Here is an 18324-nt window from a genome sequence, read left to right as displayed (position 1 = left end):
CGTGGACTACAAGGTCGTCGTCAACGACGAGGAGCAGTACTCGATCTGGCCGCTCGACAAGGAGAACGCCCCCGGCTGGCGCGACGAGGGGACGAGCGGGTCGAAGGAGGAGTGTCTGGCGCACATCCAGGAGGTGTGGACGGACATGCGTCCGCGCAGCCTCCGCGACCACATGGGTTCCTGATCAGCAGACGGACTTCGCGACAAGCACCCGTTCCAGGGCGTCGCTCACCCTGCTCTCGGCCAGCTCACCGGTGCTGACGGCCAGCGCGAGGCGGTCGATGACCTCGGTGAGCCGGGCGCCGGACGACCAGAACGGGATGTCCACACCGGCCCGCAGCGCGCGGAGGACGGCTTCGGGCAGGTCGTAGCGGTCGGACACGGCCTTCATGCCGCCGAGGTCGTCGGTGACCGTCAGGCCGTCGAACCGGAGGCCCTCGCGCAGCAGCCGGTACGTCGCGGAGTGGAGGGTCGCGGGGACGCCGTCGGTGAGCCCGGGGACGTCGAGGTGGCCGACCATGACGGCGACCGCGCCCTGCCTCGGCAACTGGCGGTAGGGCAGCAGGTCGCCTTGGAGGTCGGCCAGCGACGGGGTGCGGACGGTCGTCTTGTGGGAGTCGCCGGTGGCGTGGCCGTGGCCGGGGAAGTGCTTGAGGACCGGAAGCATGCCGCCGTCCCGCAACCCGGCGGCGAACGCCCCCGCGTAACGCGTGGCCGTCGCGGGGTCGGCGCTGAAGGAGCGGTCGCCGATGACGTGCCCGCCACTTTCGGCGGTGAGGTCGACGACCGGCGCGAAGTCCCAGGTGATGCCCCGCGCCCGCATCTTGTCGGCCCGCACCCTGGCGAGGTCGCGCACCTGCGCCTCGGACATGGTCGCGGTCATCTCCCGGGCACTGGGCAGGTCGCCGTCGAGCGCGTCGACCCGCTGGACCCGCCCACCCTCGTCATCGACCGCCACCGTCAACGGAACCCGCGCGGCCCCCGTGACCTCCGCGAGCCTGCCGTCGACCAGCAGATTCGTGGCGTTCCCACCGAGGAAGATGCCGCCCACCTGCTCGGCACGCACCGCGGCCAACGCCTGAGCCGGGTCAGCCGGGTCGACCCCGATGACGATCAACTGCGCCAACCGCTCCCGATTGGACATGACCGCGATCTGCCCCAGACAGCGCCGCGGCCGCAACACCGAGAACATGGAACCCTCATAGGCGGGAACCTCGACCACCGCCTGCTGCGCCACCGGCAACCCCACCACCCGCGCAGGGGGCGCGAACGCGACCACCACCGCCCCGACGGCCAACGCCGCCAGAACCAGCCGAGTCCGCCGAGTCGAAAGCACGTGGCATTCTCGCACCACCACTTCCAAAGGAGCACCCCGTGAACGACGACGACGAGGACCTGGAGGTCCCCACCGAGGTACACACGGTGTGCCAGTACTGCGGCGGCGGGGGCATGGTCGCCGACCCGAAACTCGCCATCATCGGCGGCAACCCCCGCACTGTGGACAACGGCCGCCCCTGCCCGCACTGCGAGACGGTGGGCCACTTCGCCGGAATCATCCCGCCGGTTTAGGCACTCCGCGCACGCCCTCCGGGGGAGAAATGGAAGGGGAGGGCGAGGGGCGGCAAGTAAGGGATGGGGAGGCCGCAGGGCCAGGACCAACGGCTAATACGGAACGCGGGGAGCACGACAGCCCGGTCGGGACGGCCTGCGCAGCACGGGCAGCGCTAAACAAGATAGCCGAATGGGTGGCCAAGCGATCAGAACCACCCAAACAGGCACCCAACCACCAAAACATGCCCCCGAAGAGAACACAAACCCTCCACAACCACCCGCAAACATCAAGGGCATGCCCTTCACCCTCGCCCACCCCGCAGCCATCCTCCCTTTCGCCCGCACTAACCTCCCCACATCTGCCCTGGTCACCGGCGCGATGGCCCCAGATCTCTTCCACTTCACCGGCATCCCAGACACCGGCTTCACCCACACCTTCCCCGGCCTGATCCTCACAATCCCAATAGCCCTGACGATGGCGGCGATCTGGCACCAATACGCCCAACACGCCGCCCTGGCGATCTCAACAAGAGAATTCAAGAAAACGAAGTTCCCCAAACTCATCCCAGCCACAGCAGCCGCCGCAGCAGGAATCACCACCCACGTCGTATGGGACGCCTTCACCCACGGCCACGGCTTCGTAGTAGCAAGAATCCCCATGCTCCGCCGCCAGATCTGGCCGGACATGCCCCTCTTCTTCTTCCTCCAAGTAGCCTTCAGCTTCATCGGTGCGGCACTCCTCCTCCACCACCTCACAAAGAACTCCCGCACCCTCCCCCGCAAACCACCCACCAAGCCCCTAGCCGCGATCGTCCTGACCTGCACGACAGCGTTCGCCTGGATCGCCGCCACCCAAGCCACCGCGGCGAGGCCGGACCTGGCGGCGGAAGTAGCCGTAGTCCGCGGCGCGGTAGGCGCGACCAGCGGTTTCGCGACCGGATTGATCATCTGCGGCCTGGTTCTGCGGCGCGGGAGCTTCCGCTCGGTCACCCAACGGCCCTAGCGTTGGTCCATGGAGTTGGAACTGCGCCACTTCCGGATCATCTGCGCGATCGACGAAGCGGGCAGCATCACCAAAGCCGCCGCGGCGCTCGGGCTTGCCCAACCGGCACTCACCGCCCAGCTGCACCGCATCGAGCGGGCGCTGGGCGGCCCGCTGTTCGACCGCGACCGCAAGGGCGCGCGGGCCACCCCGCTGGGCGAATTGGTCCTCGCGCGCGCCCGGTTGCTGCTTCCGGCGGTCTCCGGATTGCGCGAAGAGGCCGCGCGTTTCGCGAACAACGAACGAATTCCCGGTGACACGCCCACCCGGCTGCGGGTCGCGTCGGCGACCGGACCCTTGCTCGGCGCGCTGGTGCACCAGCTGACGGCGACCTACCCGGATCTCGAGGTGACCACCTTCGCGTCGTGGTCGTCGGAGGAGCTCGCGGCGATGGTGGGCGACGGGAAGGTCGACTACGCCGTGGTCGGCGTGTGCGGCGACGCGCCGCCGCCCGCCCAGCCGGGGCTGATGTGGCGGACCCTGGCCACCGACCCGGTGTTCGTCCTGCTCGCCGAGGACCATCCGCTGGCGGGCCGGGCCGCGGTCGACCTGGCCGACCTCGCCGACGTGCACTGGGGCGCCACCCCGGGCGACGGCTGCTTCGCGGAGTGCTTCGCCGCGGCCTGCGCCCGCGCCGGGTTCACCCCGCGCACCCTCTATGAGACCGACGTGGCCAGCTGCGTCGACCTGGTCGAATCCGGCGACGCGGTGGTGCTCTGCCAGCCGATGTTCCGCCGGTTCCCCGGCGTGGTGCCGGTGCCGATCGAGGGCAACCCGCTGCGCTGGCGCAACCTCATCGGCTGGCACCCGGACAGCCCGGCCGCCCCGTTCGCCGACCAGGTGCGCAAGCTCGCGTGCGCGGCCTACCAGGACGTCATCGCCCGCAGCCCCCGCTACACGGCGTTCCTCCGGAACAACCCGTCATTCGGGGTGGAACGGGCAGGCTAGTCGGGGACGTGCGTGCCCGGGTCGGCCACGCGGACCTGGTTGCGGCCGCCGTGCTTGGCCTCGTAGACCGCCGCGTCCGCGGACCGCAGCAGGTCGTCGAGGTCGGCGGTCGCGCCGGGCCCGGAGGCGATGCCGATGGACGCGGTGCGGTGGGAGATCAGCACCGGCTGGCCGCGCTTGTCGGTGGCCGCGACGTGCATCTCGGCCACCCCCTGGCGGACACGCTCAGCGACCCGCGCGGCCTGGTCGGCGTCGGTGTCGGGGAGCAGCAGGACGAACTCCTCGCCGCCGAAGCGGCCGACCACGTCGCCCTGGCGGGTCGTCTCCCGCAGGACCGTGCCGACCGCGCGCAGCACGGCGTCGCCCGCCGGGTGGCCCCACGTGTCGTTGACCTGCTTGAAGTGGTCGAGGTCGATCACCGCGACGGCCATCGTGCCCTGCTGGCGGCGGGCGCGGGCGATCTCGCGGCCGGTCTGCTCGTGCCAGCCGCGGCTGTTGAGCAGCTGGGTCTTGTGGTCGGTGCGGGCGTCGCCCTTGAGGTTCTCGATCTGCAGCAGGCCCCAGTCGACCGCGCCGAGCAGCGGGACCATGAACAGCGGGGCCAGCCAGGCGTGCGCGATGGCCAGCGCGGCCATGGCGCCGAGGCTGACCGTGAGGGCCGCCATGGCGTTGTCGCGGCGGGAACCGACGACGACGGCCCACGTGGGCTGCGGGGTCGACAGGGCGATGACGCCACCGATCGCGACGGCGTTGACGACGAAGTAGGCCAAACCGGCCAAACCCAGAAGCAACGATTCCCGCGCGCCGAAGGTCTCAGTCACGTGGATGCCGGAAAACCTGATCACGAAGAGCGACGCCAGCGCGGCGAGCAGGATGCCCGCGGTACCGAACGTGTACCGGTAGAGCGGGCGGCGCGCGACCGGGTAGAGCTGCACGCGCAGCAGCAGCATGGAGACCACGGCCATCCACGCGGGCAGCAGGACCATGGCGGGCAGGATCCAGACGACGCTGGTGTCCATGTGGGGACCGGTGCCGCCGTCGCGGCGGGTCTCCTCGGTCCGGCGGGAGATCCACAGGTGCGCCGCGCCCGCGGCGATCAGCACGGTGAGGCGTCGCCAGTCCATCTCAAGGGCAGGCGGATCGGTGACGATCGCGAAGACAACAGCGATGATCGTGACGATTTCGAACGCCAGGATGTAACGCAGCGCGGGGCGCGGAAGAGTCCAAAGGCCCCAGCGCCGCACCGAAAGCAACGAATGACCGGGAGGGTGTTCACCGCGCATCCGGTCCGTCACACTTAGCCGTGGACGGAACAAGCCCACGCTTCGTCCACGACCGTCGCGAACGCGCGCTTCGGCCTGCCCCACCTGTTGACGTGCGCCGTCGCGAGGAGGTGTTGCAAGTGCATCGCTGCCGCAGCCCTCTTCGCTCGTTAAGCCCGGAGGTGAGTCCGATCCGGAGCCGCGACTGGTGATCCCAGCTTCCGTTCCTGTTTCCATCCCCGTAACCAGAGGAATGTCCGATGAGCCGCGACTGGTGACCCCACCACCTGTGTCCCCCTCCCCACGAACCGAAGGAAGCCCCGATGTCTCGCGACTGGTGACCTGCCCCTCCACCCCGTCCCCCCTCGTACCTGGAGCCCCTGATGCGTAGCCGCGACTGGTGAACACCGCCCCCGAGTCCCCGTCCACTCCGAACGAAGGAACCGCAGATGTCCCGCGACTGGTGATCACATTCCCATCTGACCCGTCCCCGACGATCAAAGGAAGCCCCGATGAGCCGCGACTGGTGACCCCACCCCTATCGCCCCCGTCCACATCGAACGAAGGAAGCCCCAATGTCTCGCGACTGGTGACCGAAGCCGTGAAATCCCCATCCCCACTGACCGAAGGAAGCCCCGATGTCCCGCGACTGGTGACCGAAGCCCCCGAGTCCTCATCCCCACGAACCGAAGGAAGCTCCGATGAGCCGCGACTGGTGAACACCGCACTCGAATCCCCGTCCACTCCGAACGAAGGAACCGCAGATGTCTCGCGACTGGTGACCGAAGCCGTGAAGTCCCCATCCCCACTGACCGAAGGAAGCCCCGATGTCTCGCGACTGGTGACGTCCCATTCCACCGTCTGGTCCCCGTCGAACCCAGGAGAATCCCATGCGCAGCCGTGACTGGTAGCCGACTCGACCGCCCCGCTGTCAGCGGCCCGAGTGCTCACGCCCTCTTGCGGGGGAGGCGTCTTCCGCCCGTTCCCACGACTGGTGAACCCCAACGGTGCGACCTCCCCTTCTTCACTCGCGACAGCCTGTCGATCCGGAGCGCTTCCGCCGGATCAGGTTCGTACTTGGAAGCGTATGCCTCAATCACGACACAGTTCGCTGTCGAACAGCTCATCGTCGGTAACATCGCTGCCCTCTTGTTCGGCGTATCACCTGCCCCTGGCCACGCCATGTCGCCCGACGACTCCACGTTACGGCCTGCGCCGAGGGTAGTGACCCCACTACGCCAAGCAGCGCCCGAATGGAGCAAGTACCTGCGACGTTCCCGCCGCAGGCCCTCGCGGTATCGACGCCCGACCACCGAATCCATGACACGGTGGGGCGTAATCGAAGCCACCCGGGTGATGTCGCGAACCCGCCTGGCCCACCAGAACCCTCTGTGACGGATGTCACTCACGCTGTGAGCGCGGGCACCAGCCACTTCCGCAGCCGCGGCGGCAATTGCTTCTCCAGCCCATATGCCTCGAGGTGGGCCTGGAACACCTCGGTGAACGCCTGGTCGACGCTGTCGAGGTCCCAGGACTCGCGCCGCAGGATCGGCGCCTTGAACGCAGGCTGCCCCACGATGTGCAGTTCCTGCCCCGTGCACCGCACCATCTGGCCTGTGATCCCCGCTGAGCGCTCGTCGAGCAGGAAGTGCACCAGCGGCGCGACGAGGTCGGCGGTGTTCTCCGGGAACGTGTGCCGCGACGCCCGTTCGGACTCCCAGACCATGCGGGTGTAGGCCTTCGGGCAGACCGCGTTGACCCGGATGCCCGAGTCCTCCAGATCCAGCGCCCACGAGTACGTCAGCGACGCCACCGCGCCCTTGCTGGCCGCGTAGACCCCGATGGTCCGCTGTCCAAGTGACGCTCCGGACGAGATGTTGACGATCGAGCCGCGGCACGCCGCGCGCATCCGCCGGATCGCCGCTAAGCCGGTGTAGACGACGCCGAGGACGTTGACCTCGACAAGCGCTTTGGCCCGCGCCGCGTCGTCCTCCCACGGCATCGCCTCATAGGTGAGGCCCGCGTTGTTGACCAGTCCGTCGATGCCGCCGAACTCGCGCACGCACAGCTCCACGATGGCCTCGGCCTGCTCCGGGTCGGCCACCGAGTGGTCGCTGGCCACCGCGCAGTCCCCACCGTCACGGATCGCCGCGGCGACCGACCGCGCCTGGTCACCGTCGACGTCGTTGACCACCACCGCCGCACCCGCTCTCGCCAGGTGCCCGGCGAAGGCCGCCCCCAGCCCGCGGCCCGCCCCCGTCACCACGACCGCCTTGCCGTCCATGCCGCTCATCCCCGACCCCTTTCCAACTCAGCCGCCCTCGGTCATCGCCGAGGTGTCGCCAGTGTTGGTGACCGAATGGCCGGTGATGACCCACGGGCGCCGAACGGTCGGTCGCAGCGCCGGACGTTTGTAGTCCATTCAGCGCGTCGGTAGTTGGAAACTGATTGCCGGGATTGCGCCGGACGGCCGCATCGGTGCGATATCCGGACTTGAATGGTCGGGCGCCGCTGATCACCGCACGATATGCCGGTACTCTGAGCGACGCGGCGGTGACCGAGTGGCAGGATGCCGCGAAAGTCCACCAGGGCCACACACTGGCCCCTGGAGGATGCCGCTCAGCCCGAGTGGGAACCACCCGCCGGACCGGGAGTTGATGTGAGCCGACCTGCGCCGAGCATGTTCGCGGTCCTAGCGAACCGAGAGTTCCGTGCGCTCTGGTTCACCGAGGCCGTGTCCGTCGCGGGCGACCAGCTGACCAGGGTCGCACTGGCGATCCTCGTCTTCACCCGCACCGGCTCCGCGCTCTGGTCAGCGGGAATCTACGCGCTGACCTTCCTGCCCGCGCTCGCGGGCGGCCTTGGCCTCTCCCACTTCGCCGACCGCTACCGCAGGCGAACCCTGATGGTGGTGTGCGCGGCCGCGCAGGCGGTGCTGGTCGGCCTCATGGCCATCCCGAACATGCCGCTGTGGGTGCTGTTCATCCTGGTTATCGGGGTGCCGTTGATTCAGGCCCCCGCCGTCGCCGCCCAGAACGCGACGACCCGGGAGATCTTCGAGGAAGACAACCTCTACTTCCGCAGCCAGGAACTACGCGGAGTCACCACCAACACCATGCTGCTGCTCGGCCTGGGCGGCGGCGGTCTGCTGGTGGCGTGGATCGGAACTTCCTGGGCACTGGCCATCGACGCCGCGACCTTCGCTTTGGCCGCCCTAGTCGTCCGCCGCTGGGTCGGCAACCGCCCACCGGCGGGCAGCAAGAAGGACCATTGGCTCTCCGGCGCCCGCTTCGTCTTCGGCGACCGTCGACTGCGCATCCTGATAACACTGTCTTGGCTTGTCGGGCTCGCGGTGATCCCGGAGGGCCTCGCGGCGCCCTTGGCGGCGGAGATCGGGGCCCCTGACCGGGCTGTCGGCCTGTTGCTGGCGGCCGACCCGTTGGGGTTCATCATCGGGACGTTCCTGATCTCGCGGTTCGTTCCGGTGTCGGCCCGCCCTCGGGTGATCGGGGTGCTGGCGACGGCCTCGGTGGCGGTGCTGACGTTGTTCGTGCTGCACCCGAATCTGATCTTCGCGCTGCTGCTGCTGTTCCTCGCAGGCGGCGTCGGGGCGTACCAGATCACCGTGATGAGCCTGTTCAACACGATCGTCCCGAATGAGATCCGGGGCGGGGCCTTCGGGGCGGCCCGAACGGGGTTGCGGGTGGCTCAGGGGTTGGGCGTGGCACTGGGTGGAGCGGTGGCCCAACTGATCGGCTCGTCAGCGAACACGATCGCTTTGGCGGGCGCTTTGGGCGTCGTCATCGCCATCCCGGCGACGATTGCTTGGTCGAGGGCGCAGAAAGCGGTAGAGGCAGAGTCCCCGGCGGCACCCAAGCCCCGCACCGGCGTCCCCGCTCCCCAGACCACCTGACCCAGCCACCCAAGCCGGGCCTAGCCCGCCGTTGCCGGGCGGCGGATTTACTACTGCTGTTGGGCATCCACTTGCTTTGCCGCCGAAAGCAGTGCTCTTACGTGCGCCGCTTCTGGGACGTTCAGTTCTTCGAATACGCCCAAGGCTGATTCCCAGTCTTCGGTGGCTCCCGTGACATCCCCATCCCTGTGTCGAACGAGTGCGCGCACGTGTCGTGCTCGTGCCTGGGCCAGGCGTTGGCCGGTCCTGGTCGTCGCCTCCATGCCCAGTTCGATGTACTCCGTCGCCGAAGGCAGGTCGCCGAAGTCCAGGTACGCGTGGGCGATCTCCGTCAGCGCGCGGCCCTCCAGCAGGCGCATCCCGGTGTCTCGGACCAACTCCAACGCCCGCAACCCGAAGTCGATGCCCGCAGCAGGGTCGCCAGTTCGGCGGTTCAGGGCGCAGAGTCCGGTCAACACCGAAGCCTCACCGAAGCTGTACCGGATGCTGCCCGCCAAGGCGAGTGCCTCGGAATAATGCGTTGCCGCCGCCGACCACTCCCCAGTCCGCAACTGGATGGACGCCAAGATGTCCAGGCCGCTGACTTCGTGCCTGCGTTCACCCAAGGCCCGCGCCTGGTCCAAAGCCTGACCGACGAGCGTGTGAGCGTCGGCGAATGTGCCCATGTCGCAGCCGGTTTCGGCCAGGCACACCAACATGCTGACTTCGCCCAGTCGATATCCGTATTTCCGGCAGACGGCGAGCGAGTCCCGATAGCACTCATCGGCGCGGGCGAGGTCCCCGAGTGCCCAATACGTCAAGCCAAGACCCTGGGCTGCTGCGGCTTCCATGTGTCGGTGCCCGATTCGGGTACTCAGTTCCAGTGCCTCGGTGTGCCGTTGGACTGCGTCCTCCGGGCGGCCCAGCAAAAGGGAATTGATGCCCAGGTAGTTCAGCGCGGTCGCTTCGCCCCGGCGATTTCCGATGGCCCTGTAGATGTGGAGGGATTCCTCGCACACCGCCAAAGCCTGGGCGGGGCGACCGCAAACCGAGTGGTTGCGGGCCAGGTTGTAGAGCGCGGACGCCTCGATGACGCGGTTTCCGGTGCTGCGGCTCAGTTCCAGTGCCCACCGAAGGTGTTCACCCGCGTTGTCGTAGTCGCTGAGGATTCCGTGGATCTGGCCCAGCAGCTCGTGGACCGATGCCTCGGCGTCGATGTCGCCCGCGCCCTTGGCCGCCGCCAGGGCCGCGGTGCAGACGGCGATGCCGTCGCTGCCGTGGCCGCGGTTGATGAAGTAGCCGCGCAGGGCCTCGGCGAAGCGCCAGGCGTAGCTCGGCAGGCCAAGGGCGCCTGCTTTGAGGGTGGCGGCCACAAGGTTGGCGCGTTCGGTGTCCAGCCAGGTGATCGCGGCCTGTTCGTCGCCGCCCGGAGTGTCAGTCGGTTCTACCTGCCACAGGGTCGCGCTGTGGGCGCGGACCGAGCGGAGGTAGTAGCCGAACAGGCGGGTGAGCGCGGAGGTCCGGTCGTCGCTCTCGTCGGCGTGGCCCGCGCGATTGGCGGCGTATTCGCGGAGCAGGTCGTGGAAGGTGTACCGGCCGGGGGCGTGTTCGCGGATCAGGTTGCCGTGGTCGAGGACCCGCAGCAGACGGGCGGCCTCCTCGACGGGGGTGTCGGTGAGCGCCGACGCGCCGCGGGGGTCGATGTCGCCGCCGGGAACCAAGCCGAGCAGGCGGAACAGGCGGCGGGCGGCGGGGGTCAGGCGGGCGTAGGACAGGTCGAAGGCGACGCGGACGGCGGCTGACTCGTCGCCCGCCACGGTCAGGCCCGCCATGCGGCCACGGTCGCGCAGCTCGCGGGTGTAGTCGGCGACGGAGGTCAGTGGGCGGATGGCCAGGTTGGCCCCGGCGATGCGCAGGGCGAGCGGCAGGTGGGCGCAGGTGTCGGCCATCTCGGCCGCCGCACGTGCCTCCCTGCGGGCGCGGGCGACGCCGACGAGTCGGCCGATCAGGTCGACCGACTCCTGAGGGGCCAGCACGTCGAGGGGGACCTGGTGGGCGCCGTCGCGGGCGGTGAGGCCGGTGAGGCGTTCACGGCTGGTCACCAGGATCAGGCAGCCCGCGGACCCGGGCACCAGCGGTCGGATCTGCTCGGCGGTGGCGGCGTTGTCGAGCAGGATCAGCACGCGCTTGCCGGTGAGCATCGTGCGGTAGAGGCCCGCGGCCTCGTCGGGATCGGCGGGGACGCGCTCGGGTGGGACGCCGAGCGCGTGCAGGAACCGGACCAGCACCTCGTGGGTGGTCGGCGGGTTGGCCGAGGCGAAGCCGTGCAGGTTGACGCTGAGCTGGCCGTCGGGGAACCGCGAGCGGACGCGGTGCGCCCACCGCACGGCGAGCGCGGTCTTTCCGACCCCGGCGCTGCCGGACACGGCGATGATCACCGAGTGCCGGTCGACCTCGGGCAGCAGCGCGTCGAGCCGGTCGATGGCCGCCACGCGGCCGACGAAGCCGGGGGTCTCGGCGGGCAGCTGCGCGGGCGGGCGCGGCGCCAGGTGCTCGGTGTCGCCGCTGCGCAGGACCTTCAGGTGGGCGGCGCGGATCTCCTGGCCGGGTTCGACGCCGAGTTCGTTGTCGAGGCGGTCGCGGATGTCGGCGAACACGCCCAGCGCGGCGGCCTGTTCGCCGGTCCCGGCCAGGCCGAGGATCAACCGCGCGTGCAGGCCCTCGTGCAGCGGCTCGTCGTGGGTGAGCCCGCGCGTGCTGCTCACGACCTCGTCGTAGCGGCCGAGTTCCAGGCCGAGGTCGGCGTGCGCGATCGCGGCCTCGCGGCGGCGGGCGGCGATGGCCACGGCGACCGGGTGCTGGCGCAGCCGGGCGGGCAGGTCGGCCAGCAGCGGGCCGCGCCAGCAGGCCAGGGCGTGTTCGAAGTGGTCGGCGGCCCGGTCCGGCTGGCCGCCGCGCAGCGCCTGGGCCTGGGTGACGAGGTCGTCGAACCTGGCGAGGTCGAGTTGGTCGGTGCCCAGGTCGAGCCGGTAGCCGCCGGGCGCGGACGCGATCACCTCGGCCGCTGCCTTGCCGCTGCCCGCCAGCGCGCGGCGAAGCCTGGACACGTAGGTGTGCACGAGGCTCAGGCAACTGTCGGGCGGGTCGTCGCCCCAGAGCACGTCGATGATCTCGGTGTGCCGAACCGTGGCGCCCGCGCGCAGCGCGAGCAGGCCCAGCAGCGACCGCGGCTTCAGCGCGGCCAGCTCCACCGGGCGGTCGCCGAACTCGACGGTGAGCGGGCCGAGGACGCTGACCCGCACGCGCGGGGTGACCGCGAGCCGCACGGCCGCCTCGAAGAAATCCGCGTCGCCTGGAGTGACCCCGACGGCCGCGGCGAGCTTGCGCACCGACTCCGGCCGGGGCCGGTCGACGCCGCCGCGTTCGATGTAGCGCAGCGCCCGCACACTCAGCCCGGAACGGGCCGCGAGCTCCTGTTGAGTGAGCCGCGCGCGCAGCCGATGGAAGCGGAGGACCTCGCCGAACGAGCCCGGCGTGTCCCCACCCATCACGCCGCCTCCCCGGTACCGAGTTGCCGCCTGCGTCGCCCGCAATTGCCGGTTGCCAATCCTAGTGCATTCGGCCGGGGCGTTCCCGCTGGTCGGACCCCTGCACGAGAGGGCAGGAACCGGGGCGGCCGAGTATAGATCGGGTGCCAGGGCCAGCCCGTAGTGTTTCTCGTGCGGGGGGTGGCATGGCGCCCTGGGGGTGCGCCGTGCGACTCCCCGCGTCGGGGACAGCACGAACACAGCGCGCGGCCGATCGGCCTACCCCGGTAACCTGCCCGAGTGGGGGCACAGCACAGTCAGCCGCGTCAAGCATGATCAACAAGCCGTCGCGGCCGGATCCCGGCTCGCTCGGGCGGGCGCATCCCCGGCTGCCCAAACGCCTCGGCTGGTTCGTCCTGGTCGTCCTCGTCGCGGGCGGCTTCGGGGTGATCGCGTCCCGCTCGTCCGCCCCGCCGGAACGCGAGCCTACCGGCCCCGCCGCCGAGGCCGCCGCCACGATCGAGGCGATGCTCGACCCGGCCGCCGGCGATCCGCTCGACCGGCTCCCCGCCGACTTCACCGCCGTCACCGGCGTCACCCCCGGCTACGCGGTCGCGCCGGACGGCCAGGTCCGCGCCGTCCACGTCGGCGGCGGCTGCTCGACGCCGTGGGGCGACGACAACACGAGGTGGGACTACACCGTCGGCTGCCAGGCCCACGACCTCGGCTACGACCTGCTCCGCTACGCCGAGGCCAAGGGCCTGGCCCTGGGCGCCGACCCGCGCAGGCGGCTCGATGACCGCCTCTCCGCCGACATGCACGCCCAGTGCGACCTCGACCCGCGCGGCTCGGCGGGCACGTGCGAGGTCGTCGCGACGCTGTTCTCCGCGGGCCTGGTGGTGAACTCGTGGCACCAGCGGTGGGGTCCGCCGCGCACCGAGCCGATCGGCGCGTGGACGGCGGGGCTGCTGGTGGTCATCGCCCTGCTCGTGGTGCGCGTGCCGATCCTGCGGCGCACCCGAGCCGTCCCGCCCGCCCGCAAGCGCGCCCCGCTGGCCGAACCCGACCGCGACCAAGCCGCCTACCTGGCGTTTCTCCGGATGGCGAGCCTGGTCGGGGTGGTCGTCGCCGAGTCGGTCCTCGCCATCGCCCCCATGCTCGGCACCCCGGCCGCCAAGCTCTGGCCGCTCACCTGGCTGCTGCAACTCGCCCCGCTTTTCTTCTTCGCGGGCGGACACGCCAACCTGCTCGCCTGGCGCCGCGCCGTCGCCGACGGCACCGGCTACGGCGGCTACCTCGCGGGCCGCGTGTGCTGGCTGATCCGCCCGGTACTCGCCTTCCTCACCGCGTGGCTCGTGCTGCCGCTGTCGCTGGACCTGCTGCGGGTGCCCGCCGACGCGGTCGGCACGGTCGGCAGGCTCGTCGTCGGCCCGTTGTGGCTGCTCTGCCTGTATCTGCTGGTGGTGAGCCTGACTCCGGCCATGGTGTGGCTGCACCGCAAGGCCCGGGTCGTCACCCCGCTCGCCATGGCGGCCGCGGTCGTCGGGCTGGAGGCGGCGGGCTCGGCCATCGCGGCGAGCGCCGTCCTCGCCGTGCTGTTCGGCCAGCTCGCTTCGCACTACGCCGACAGAGCTCGGGTCAACCGCGGTGTCCTGGCGGGCGCGGCGGTGCTGGCGGTCGGCGGGCTGGTCGTGCTGACCACCGCGGGCGGCCGGTCGCCGCTGCTCATCGCCGACCCCGGCGTCATGTCCTCGGCCACCGCCGTCCTGTTGATCGGGCTGGCCCACGTGTGCCTGGCCGCGCTGCCCGGTCCCGTAGGCGTCCGCGCCGTCGCGCTCGGCGGCCCCGCCCGCGCCGCCCGGTTCGTCCGGTCCGCCCCGATGACGATGTACCTGGTCCTGCTGTGCGCGGTGCTGATGCTGGCCGGGATCATCGGCGCGGCCAGGAGCGCCGGTCTGCCCACCTCGGCGGTCGACTGGCTGGCCCAGCCGCGCAGCCTGCTCGCGCTCGCCCTGCTGGGTGTGCCCACCGCTCTGGTGTTCGTGCTGTTCGAGTGGCGCGCGACCCTCGACCCCGACGGGACACCCGACCGCGACCGCGGCACCGCCCGCCGTGACGCCCTGGCCGCCGCGCTCGGCACCGGCTACGGGGCCGCGGGCATCCTCGGCTTCGCCGTCACCGGGCTCACCGGCACCCACCAGACCCCGGTGCTGCTCGGCTTCCCGCTGGAGCCGATGGCGAGCATCATCCACCTGCTGCTCGGCTGGTATCTGCTGCACTCGGTGCGCATCGGCACGACGTCCACGCCGTGGCCGTGGCTGATGGCCGCCGTGGCATGCGTGCCGCCGGTCATCACCTCGGCGGGCACCACCGGGGCCGTGGTCCACATCACCACGACCGTGGTCACCCTCGGCGTGGCCGCGGGCCGGGTCGCGGCCCTTCCGCGCAGGTCAGCGGTCCGTGGCGACCAGTTGGCGGGCGCCGAGGCCGTGCCGTGACCAAAGCCGACCGGGCGGTGTGACACGCTACGAACAACCTGGGGAGGCCGCCCGGCGTCCTATAGGTGTCATCAGTGCGCCTGCGCGAGACGGAGGGAGCAAGCGTGGAGTACCGGCCGCCGCCGAGGTCAGCGAGTCGCGCGGGCCAGGGCAGGCCCACTCCGACGCGCTCGGCCACCGCGGGCAGGCAGGCACCGCCGCCGCCGCGGATCACCGGCAGGCCGCACCACTCCGCGCCGACCGAGCGCATCGCCGAGAAGGCCGCCGCGCCGGTTCGCCGCCCCCGCCCGCAGACCCGCAGGCCCGCGCCGCCGCCGAAGGCCAAGCCGAAGATGGTCGGCGGCAAGGTCTTCGTGGGGCTGCTCTCGGCGCTGGTCCTGCTGGGGACCGGCTACTACTCCCAGGTCATCGACGACTTCGCCGACGGGCTCAACACCGGCGCCTACACCGAGGACACCGGCGAGAAGCCCGCCGACGGCTCGGTCGACATCCTCATGGTCGGCATGGACAGCCGCACCGACGCGCAGGGCAACACCCTGTCGAAGGAGCAGCTGGCGATGCTCAACGCGGGCAAGGACGAAGGCGTGATCAACACCGACACGCTGATCATGCTCCGCATCCCGAACGACGGCGGGAAGGCCGTGGGCATGTCCATCCCCCGCGACTCCTACGTCGAGATCCCCGGCTTCGGCAAACACAAGATCAACTCAGCGTACGGCCGCGGGAAGACCGCCGCCCGCGAGAAACTGCAGAAGCAGGGCATGCAGGGCCGCGAGCTCGAGGTCGAGTCGAATCTGCACGGCGGCAAGAAGCTGATCGAGACCGTGGAGAAGCTGACTGGCGCCAAGATCGACCACTACGCCGCGGTGAACCTGCTCGGCTTCTACGACATCACCAACGCCATCGGCGGCATCGACGTCTGCCTGAACAAGGCCGTCAAGGACTCGTACTCCGGCGCGAACTTCCCGGCGGGCCCACAGACCCTGTCCGGCGCCCCCGCGCTCGCCTTCGTGCGGCAGCGGCACGGGCTGCCCAACAGCGACATCGACCGAATCGTGCGGCAGCAGACCTTTATGAGCGGCATGGCGCGCAAGGTTCTGTCCAAGGACCTGCTCGTTCCCGGCTCGGACACGCTGCCCAAGCTGCAAGAGGCGATCAAGAAGTCGGTCGTGCTGGACAAGAACTGGGACATCATGAAGTTCGCCCAGCAGATGATGGGGTTCACCGGCGGCAACGTCAGCTTCCAGACCATCCCGACCGGCCGCATCGACCTGGAGACCCCCGACGGCTCGGCCATCCAGATCGACCCCACCGCGGTGCGCAAGTTCGCGGCGGGCATCCTCACCGGCGGCAGCCCGTCGTCATCGGCCGCTCCGGGCAGCAGCTCGGGAGCGCCTGCCGAGGCCACCAAGCCGACGGTGACGGTCCTCAACGGCACCGGCCGCCCCGGCCTGGCCACCGAGGTCGCCGACTCGCTGTCCGACCAGGGCTTCAAGACAGGTGAGACGGGCAACGCCGCGGCGCGCGCCAAGACCGTGATCCGCTTCGCCAAGGGCGAGAAGTCCGCGGGCGAGGCGGTCGCGGGTGCGCTGAACGGCGATTTCACCGTCGAGGAGGACGCCAATCAGGCCAAGGGCAAGGTGACGGTCCTGATCGGCAAGGACTTCCCCCAAGCCGGACAGCGACTGACTGGCGACCCTCTGCTCCATTTGAACGGTTTGGCCCAGGATCCGAAGCCTGCTTGCATCAACTAGTTCACCCGTTCGGCCTAATTTCACGGTTCAACCGAGGTTTCCGCGTAAGACAACGGCCATTGACACCTTCCCCCTATGCGGAACCACGGACCAAGGGGCGAATGTGCGGATCGACGCGATGACCTATCAGCGGGTACTCGGCGACGAGATCCGCCGTCTGCGCAAGCAGCGGGGATGGACGCGCAAGGAGCTCAACAGCAGGCTGCAGAGCGAGATCTCCCTCCAGACCCTGGCCACCTATGAACTCGGCACTCGGCAGTGCTCGGTGGTGCGCTTCGTGGAGATCTGCTTAGCGCTGGAGGAACAGCCCCAGGAGCTGATCGCGCGCGTGCAGGACCGGGTGTTCGCCGGGACCGCGGTCGGCCGGATCAAGGTCGACCTGCGTGCCGTGGTCCGCCACCAGGCGCAGGACCTGCTGCCGCTGCGGCGGTGGGCGGCCGAGCGGCTCGCCGAGCACACGGGGACCGCGCCCGCGGAGGTCCACCTCGACATCTCGGCGATCGAGCGGATGGCCGAGCTGTGCGGCCTGGACACGATGGCCCTGGTGGGCCGCCTCACCGCGCTGCGGTCTACGTCCTGATCCGCGCCTCGACGCCGTCGAGGATGGTGTCGAGGCCGAACGCGAGCGCGTGCTCGGGGTTGTGGGCGGCGTTGAACTCCGCGCCGACCGCGGTGCCGACCAGTCCGGACAGCGTCAGATCGCCGTCGACCATGACCTGTTCGAGGACGGGGGCGACGACGCCCCACCATTCCGCGTCGGTCATCCCGGAGTCGGTCTGGGCCTTGGCGGCGCCGCGGCGCGCGCGGGCCGCGCTGTCGACGTGGCCGAGAACGAGGGTGAGCGTCGCGTCCATCTCGACGTCGCTCAGGCCGATGCCGTCGAGCGGGCGCAGCTCGGTCTCGTACTTGCGGCTGACGTTGGGTCCGAGGATCGGCCGGTAGGAGCGGATGTCGAGCAGCCACGGGTGGCGCTCGTAGAGCGCCCAGTTCCGCTCGGCCACGAACCGCATCGCCGCACGCCAGCCGCCGACGCGGGTCGCGGCCTCGATGTCGTTGTCATAGAGCTCGCCGAAGACCGAGTCGACCATGAGCGCGGTCAGGTCGTCCTTGCCGGGCACGTGGCCGTAGAGGGACATCGCGCCGACGCCCAACTGCTCGGCGACCTTGCGCATCGAGACCGCGTCGAGCCCGTCGGCGTCGGCGATCTCGATGCCCGCCTGGACGATCGCCCGCACGGTCAGGCCGGAGCGCCCCGGGCTGGGGTGGTGACCCCACAGCAGGTAGATGCTGCGCGCCAGGTCGGGGGCCGAGGAACGGGGGGCCACGGTCTCTCCTTTCGAGCCTTGCTCTGCCGTACACCGTACCGTACGGTTATTTGCGGTACGGCGTACCGTACGCCGTAGAGATCGAGGAACGCGTGGCCCACGAGAAGACGATTCCGCTGCTGCCCTGCGCGTCCATCGACGAGCTGCAGACGTTCTACGAGATGTTGGGGTTCAAGAAGATCTACTACCAGGTGCGGCCCAACCCGTACGTGTCGATGAAGCGCGAGGATCTGCAGCTCGACTTCTTCGGCATGCCGGGGTTCAAGGCCGAGGACTCCTACGGGACCTGCGTGGTGCTGGTCCACGACACCGGCGAGCTGTTCCAGGCGTTCGCCGAGGGGATGCGGGCGGTCACGGGAAGCTGCTCGTCTCCGGGATTCCGCGGATCACGCGGCCCCGCAAACGGAAGAACGTCGACAACGTCTCCGGCTTCTCCGTCATCGACCCTGGGGGCAACTGGATCCGGTTCTTCGCCGCCAAAGCCGAGCCCGAAGAGGACCTGAGCTCGCGCAAGCTCGCCAAGTC

General features: G+C 70.1%; 14 protein-coding genes. 9 read left to right on the top strand and 5 right to left on the bottom strand.

Annotation, left to right across the window (positions count from 1 at the left end; translation table 11 throughout):
- Nucleotide 1: 1 nt before the first annotated feature.
- Nucleotides 2-184 carry an MbtH family protein gene (locus tag ACSHT8_RS30125; RefSeq protein ID WP_436494692.1) on the top strand — a complete coding sequence of 61 codons (183 nt, stop codon included), beginning with the start codon at nucleotides 2-4 and terminating at the stop codon, nucleotides 182-184.
- Here ACSHT8_RS30125 and ACSHT8_RS30120 read toward each other — a convergent pair whose 3' ends face one another.
- Nucleotides 185-1336 carry a glycoside hydrolase family 3 N-terminal domain-containing protein gene (locus tag ACSHT8_RS30120; RefSeq protein WP_436494690.1) on the bottom strand — a complete coding sequence of 384 codons (1152 nt, stop codon included), beginning with the start codon at nucleotides 1334-1336 and terminating at the stop codon, nucleotides 185-187.
- Between the two features lie 38 nt (nucleotides 1337-1374).
- Between ACSHT8_RS30120 and ACSHT8_RS30115 the strand changes: the two genes are divergently transcribed.
- The 3 genes from ACSHT8_RS30115 to ACSHT8_RS30105 all read left to right on the top strand — a co-directional run bounded on the left by ACSHT8_RS30115 (nucleotide 1375) and on the right by ACSHT8_RS30105 (nucleotide 3541).
- Nucleotides 1375-1569 carry a hypothetical protein gene (locus ACSHT8_RS30115; protein ID WP_436494688.1) on the top strand — a complete coding sequence of 65 codons (195 nt, stop codon included), beginning with the start codon at nucleotides 1375-1377 and terminating at the stop codon, nucleotides 1567-1569.
- Between the two features lie 277 nt (nucleotides 1570-1846).
- Nucleotides 1847-2554, top strand: a complete 708-nt coding sequence (locus ACSHT8_RS30110; protein ID WP_436494686.1) for a DUF4184 family protein — start codon at nucleotides 1847-1849, stop codon at nucleotides 2552-2554.
- 9 nt (nucleotides 2555-2563) lie between these two features.
- Nucleotides 2564-3541 (top strand): LysR family transcriptional regulator, encoded by a 978-nt coding sequence (locus tag ACSHT8_RS30105; RefSeq protein ID WP_436494684.1) that lies wholly within the window; start codon nucleotides 2564-2566, stop codon nucleotides 3539-3541.
- Here ACSHT8_RS30105 and ACSHT8_RS30100 read toward each other — a convergent pair.
- Both ACSHT8_RS30100 and ACSHT8_RS30095 read right to left on the bottom strand, forming a co-directional pair.
- The gene (locus tag ACSHT8_RS30100; protein WP_436494682.1) at nucleotides 3538-4665 is read right to left on the bottom strand and encodes a diguanylate cyclase; all 1128 of its coding nucleotides are present in this window, start codon (nucleotides 4663-4665) and stop codon (nucleotides 3538-3540) included. The genes ACSHT8_RS30105 and ACSHT8_RS30100 overlap by 4 nt on opposite strands.
- Nucleotides 4666-6208: 1543 nt before the next feature.
- A complete protein-coding gene (locus tag ACSHT8_RS30095; protein WP_436494680.1) occupies nucleotides 6209-7096 on the bottom strand; it encodes an SDR family NAD(P)-dependent oxidoreductase in 888 nt (295 codons plus the stop codon).
- A gap of 387 nt (nucleotides 7097-7483) precedes the next feature.
- Between ACSHT8_RS30095 and ACSHT8_RS30090 the strand changes: the two genes are divergently transcribed.
- Complete coding sequence (locus ACSHT8_RS30090) at nucleotides 7484-8716, top strand: MFS transporter (protein ID WP_436502222.1); 1233 nt, start codon at nucleotides 7484-7486, stop codon at nucleotides 8714-8716.
- 50 nt (nucleotides 8717-8766) lie between these two features.
- On the opposite strand, the gene ACSHT8_RS30085 is transcribed toward ACSHT8_RS30090, so the two are convergent.
- On the bottom strand, nucleotides 8767-12243 hold the full coding sequence (locus ACSHT8_RS30085; protein ID WP_436502221.1) for a BTAD domain-containing putative transcriptional regulator: 3477 nt from the start codon (nucleotides 12241-12243) through the stop codon (nucleotides 8767-8769).
- Nucleotides 12244-12554: 311 nt separating this feature from the next.
- Between ACSHT8_RS30085 and ACSHT8_RS30080 the strand changes: the two genes are divergently transcribed.
- The 3 genes from ACSHT8_RS30080 to ACSHT8_RS30070 all read left to right on the top strand — a co-directional run bounded on the left by ACSHT8_RS30080 (nucleotide 12555) and on the right by ACSHT8_RS30070 (nucleotide 17054).
- On the top strand, nucleotides 12555-14720 hold the full coding sequence (locus tag ACSHT8_RS30080) for a phospholipase (protein WP_436494678.1): 2166 nt from the start codon (nucleotides 12555-12557) through the stop codon (nucleotides 14718-14720).
- A 104-nt stretch (nucleotides 14721-14824) separates the two neighbouring features.
- Entirely contained in the window at nucleotides 14825-16474 is a 1650-nt protein-coding gene (locus ACSHT8_RS30075) for an LCP family protein (RefSeq protein ID WP_436494676.1), read from the top strand.
- Between the two features lie 103 nt (nucleotides 16475-16577).
- Entirely contained in the window at nucleotides 16578-17054 is a 477-nt protein-coding gene (locus tag ACSHT8_RS30070; RefSeq protein WP_436494674.1) for a helix-turn-helix domain-containing protein, read from the top strand.
- Here the strand turns inward: ACSHT8_RS30070 and ACSHT8_RS30065 are convergent.
- Nucleotides 17044-17799 (bottom strand): TetR/AcrR family transcriptional regulator, encoded by a 756-nt coding sequence (locus ACSHT8_RS30065; RefSeq protein ID WP_436494672.1) that lies wholly within the window; start codon nucleotides 17797-17799, stop codon nucleotides 17044-17046. The genes ACSHT8_RS30070 and ACSHT8_RS30065 overlap by 11 nt on opposite strands.
- A gap of 50 nt (nucleotides 17800-17849) precedes the next feature.
- Here ACSHT8_RS30065 and ACSHT8_RS30060 point away from each other — a divergent pair, with 50 nt between their 5' ends.
- Nucleotides 17850-18302, top strand: a complete 453-nt coding sequence (locus tag ACSHT8_RS30060) for a hypothetical protein (protein ID WP_436494670.1) — start codon at nucleotides 17850-17852, stop codon at nucleotides 18300-18302.
- Nucleotides 18303-18324 lie beyond the last annotated feature (22 nt).

This window comes from Actinokineospora sp. HUAS TT18, assembly GCF_051364635.1.
Taxonomy (GTDB): domain Bacteria; phylum Actinomycetota; class Actinomycetes; order Mycobacteriales; family Pseudonocardiaceae; genus Actinokineospora.
This window is presented reverse-complemented; position numbering and strand designations above follow the sequence as displayed.

Bases quoted from the DNA above. Each gene is read 5' to 3' on its own strand.
- ACSHT8_RS30090 (WP_436502222.1), top strand. From the start codon at position 7,484: ATGTTCGCGGTCCTAGCGAACCGAGAGTTCCGTGCGCTCTGGTTCACC.
- ACSHT8_RS30085 (WP_436502221.1), bottom strand. From the start codon at position 12,243: ATGGGTGGGGACACGCCGGGCTCGTTCGGCGAGGTCCTCCGCTTCCAT.
- ACSHT8_RS30080 (WP_436494678.1), top strand. From the start codon at position 12,555: ATGATCAACAAGCCGTCGCGGCCGGATCCCGGCTCGCTCGGGCGGGCG.
- ACSHT8_RS30095 (WP_436494680.1), bottom strand. From the start codon at position 7,096: ATGAGCGGCATGGACGGCAAGGCGGTCGTGGTGACGGGGGCGGGCCGC.
- ACSHT8_RS30105 (WP_436494684.1), top strand. From the start codon at position 2,564: ATGGAGTTGGAACTGCGCCACTTCCGGATCATCTGCGCGATCGACGAA.
- ACSHT8_RS30100 (WP_436494682.1), bottom strand. From the start codon at position 4,665: ATGGACTGGCGACGCCTCACCGTGCTGATCGCCGCGGGCGCGGCGCAC.
- ACSHT8_RS30110 (WP_436494686.1), top strand. From the start codon at position 1,847: ATGCCCTTCACCCTCGCCCACCCCGCAGCCATCCTCCCTTTCGCCCGC.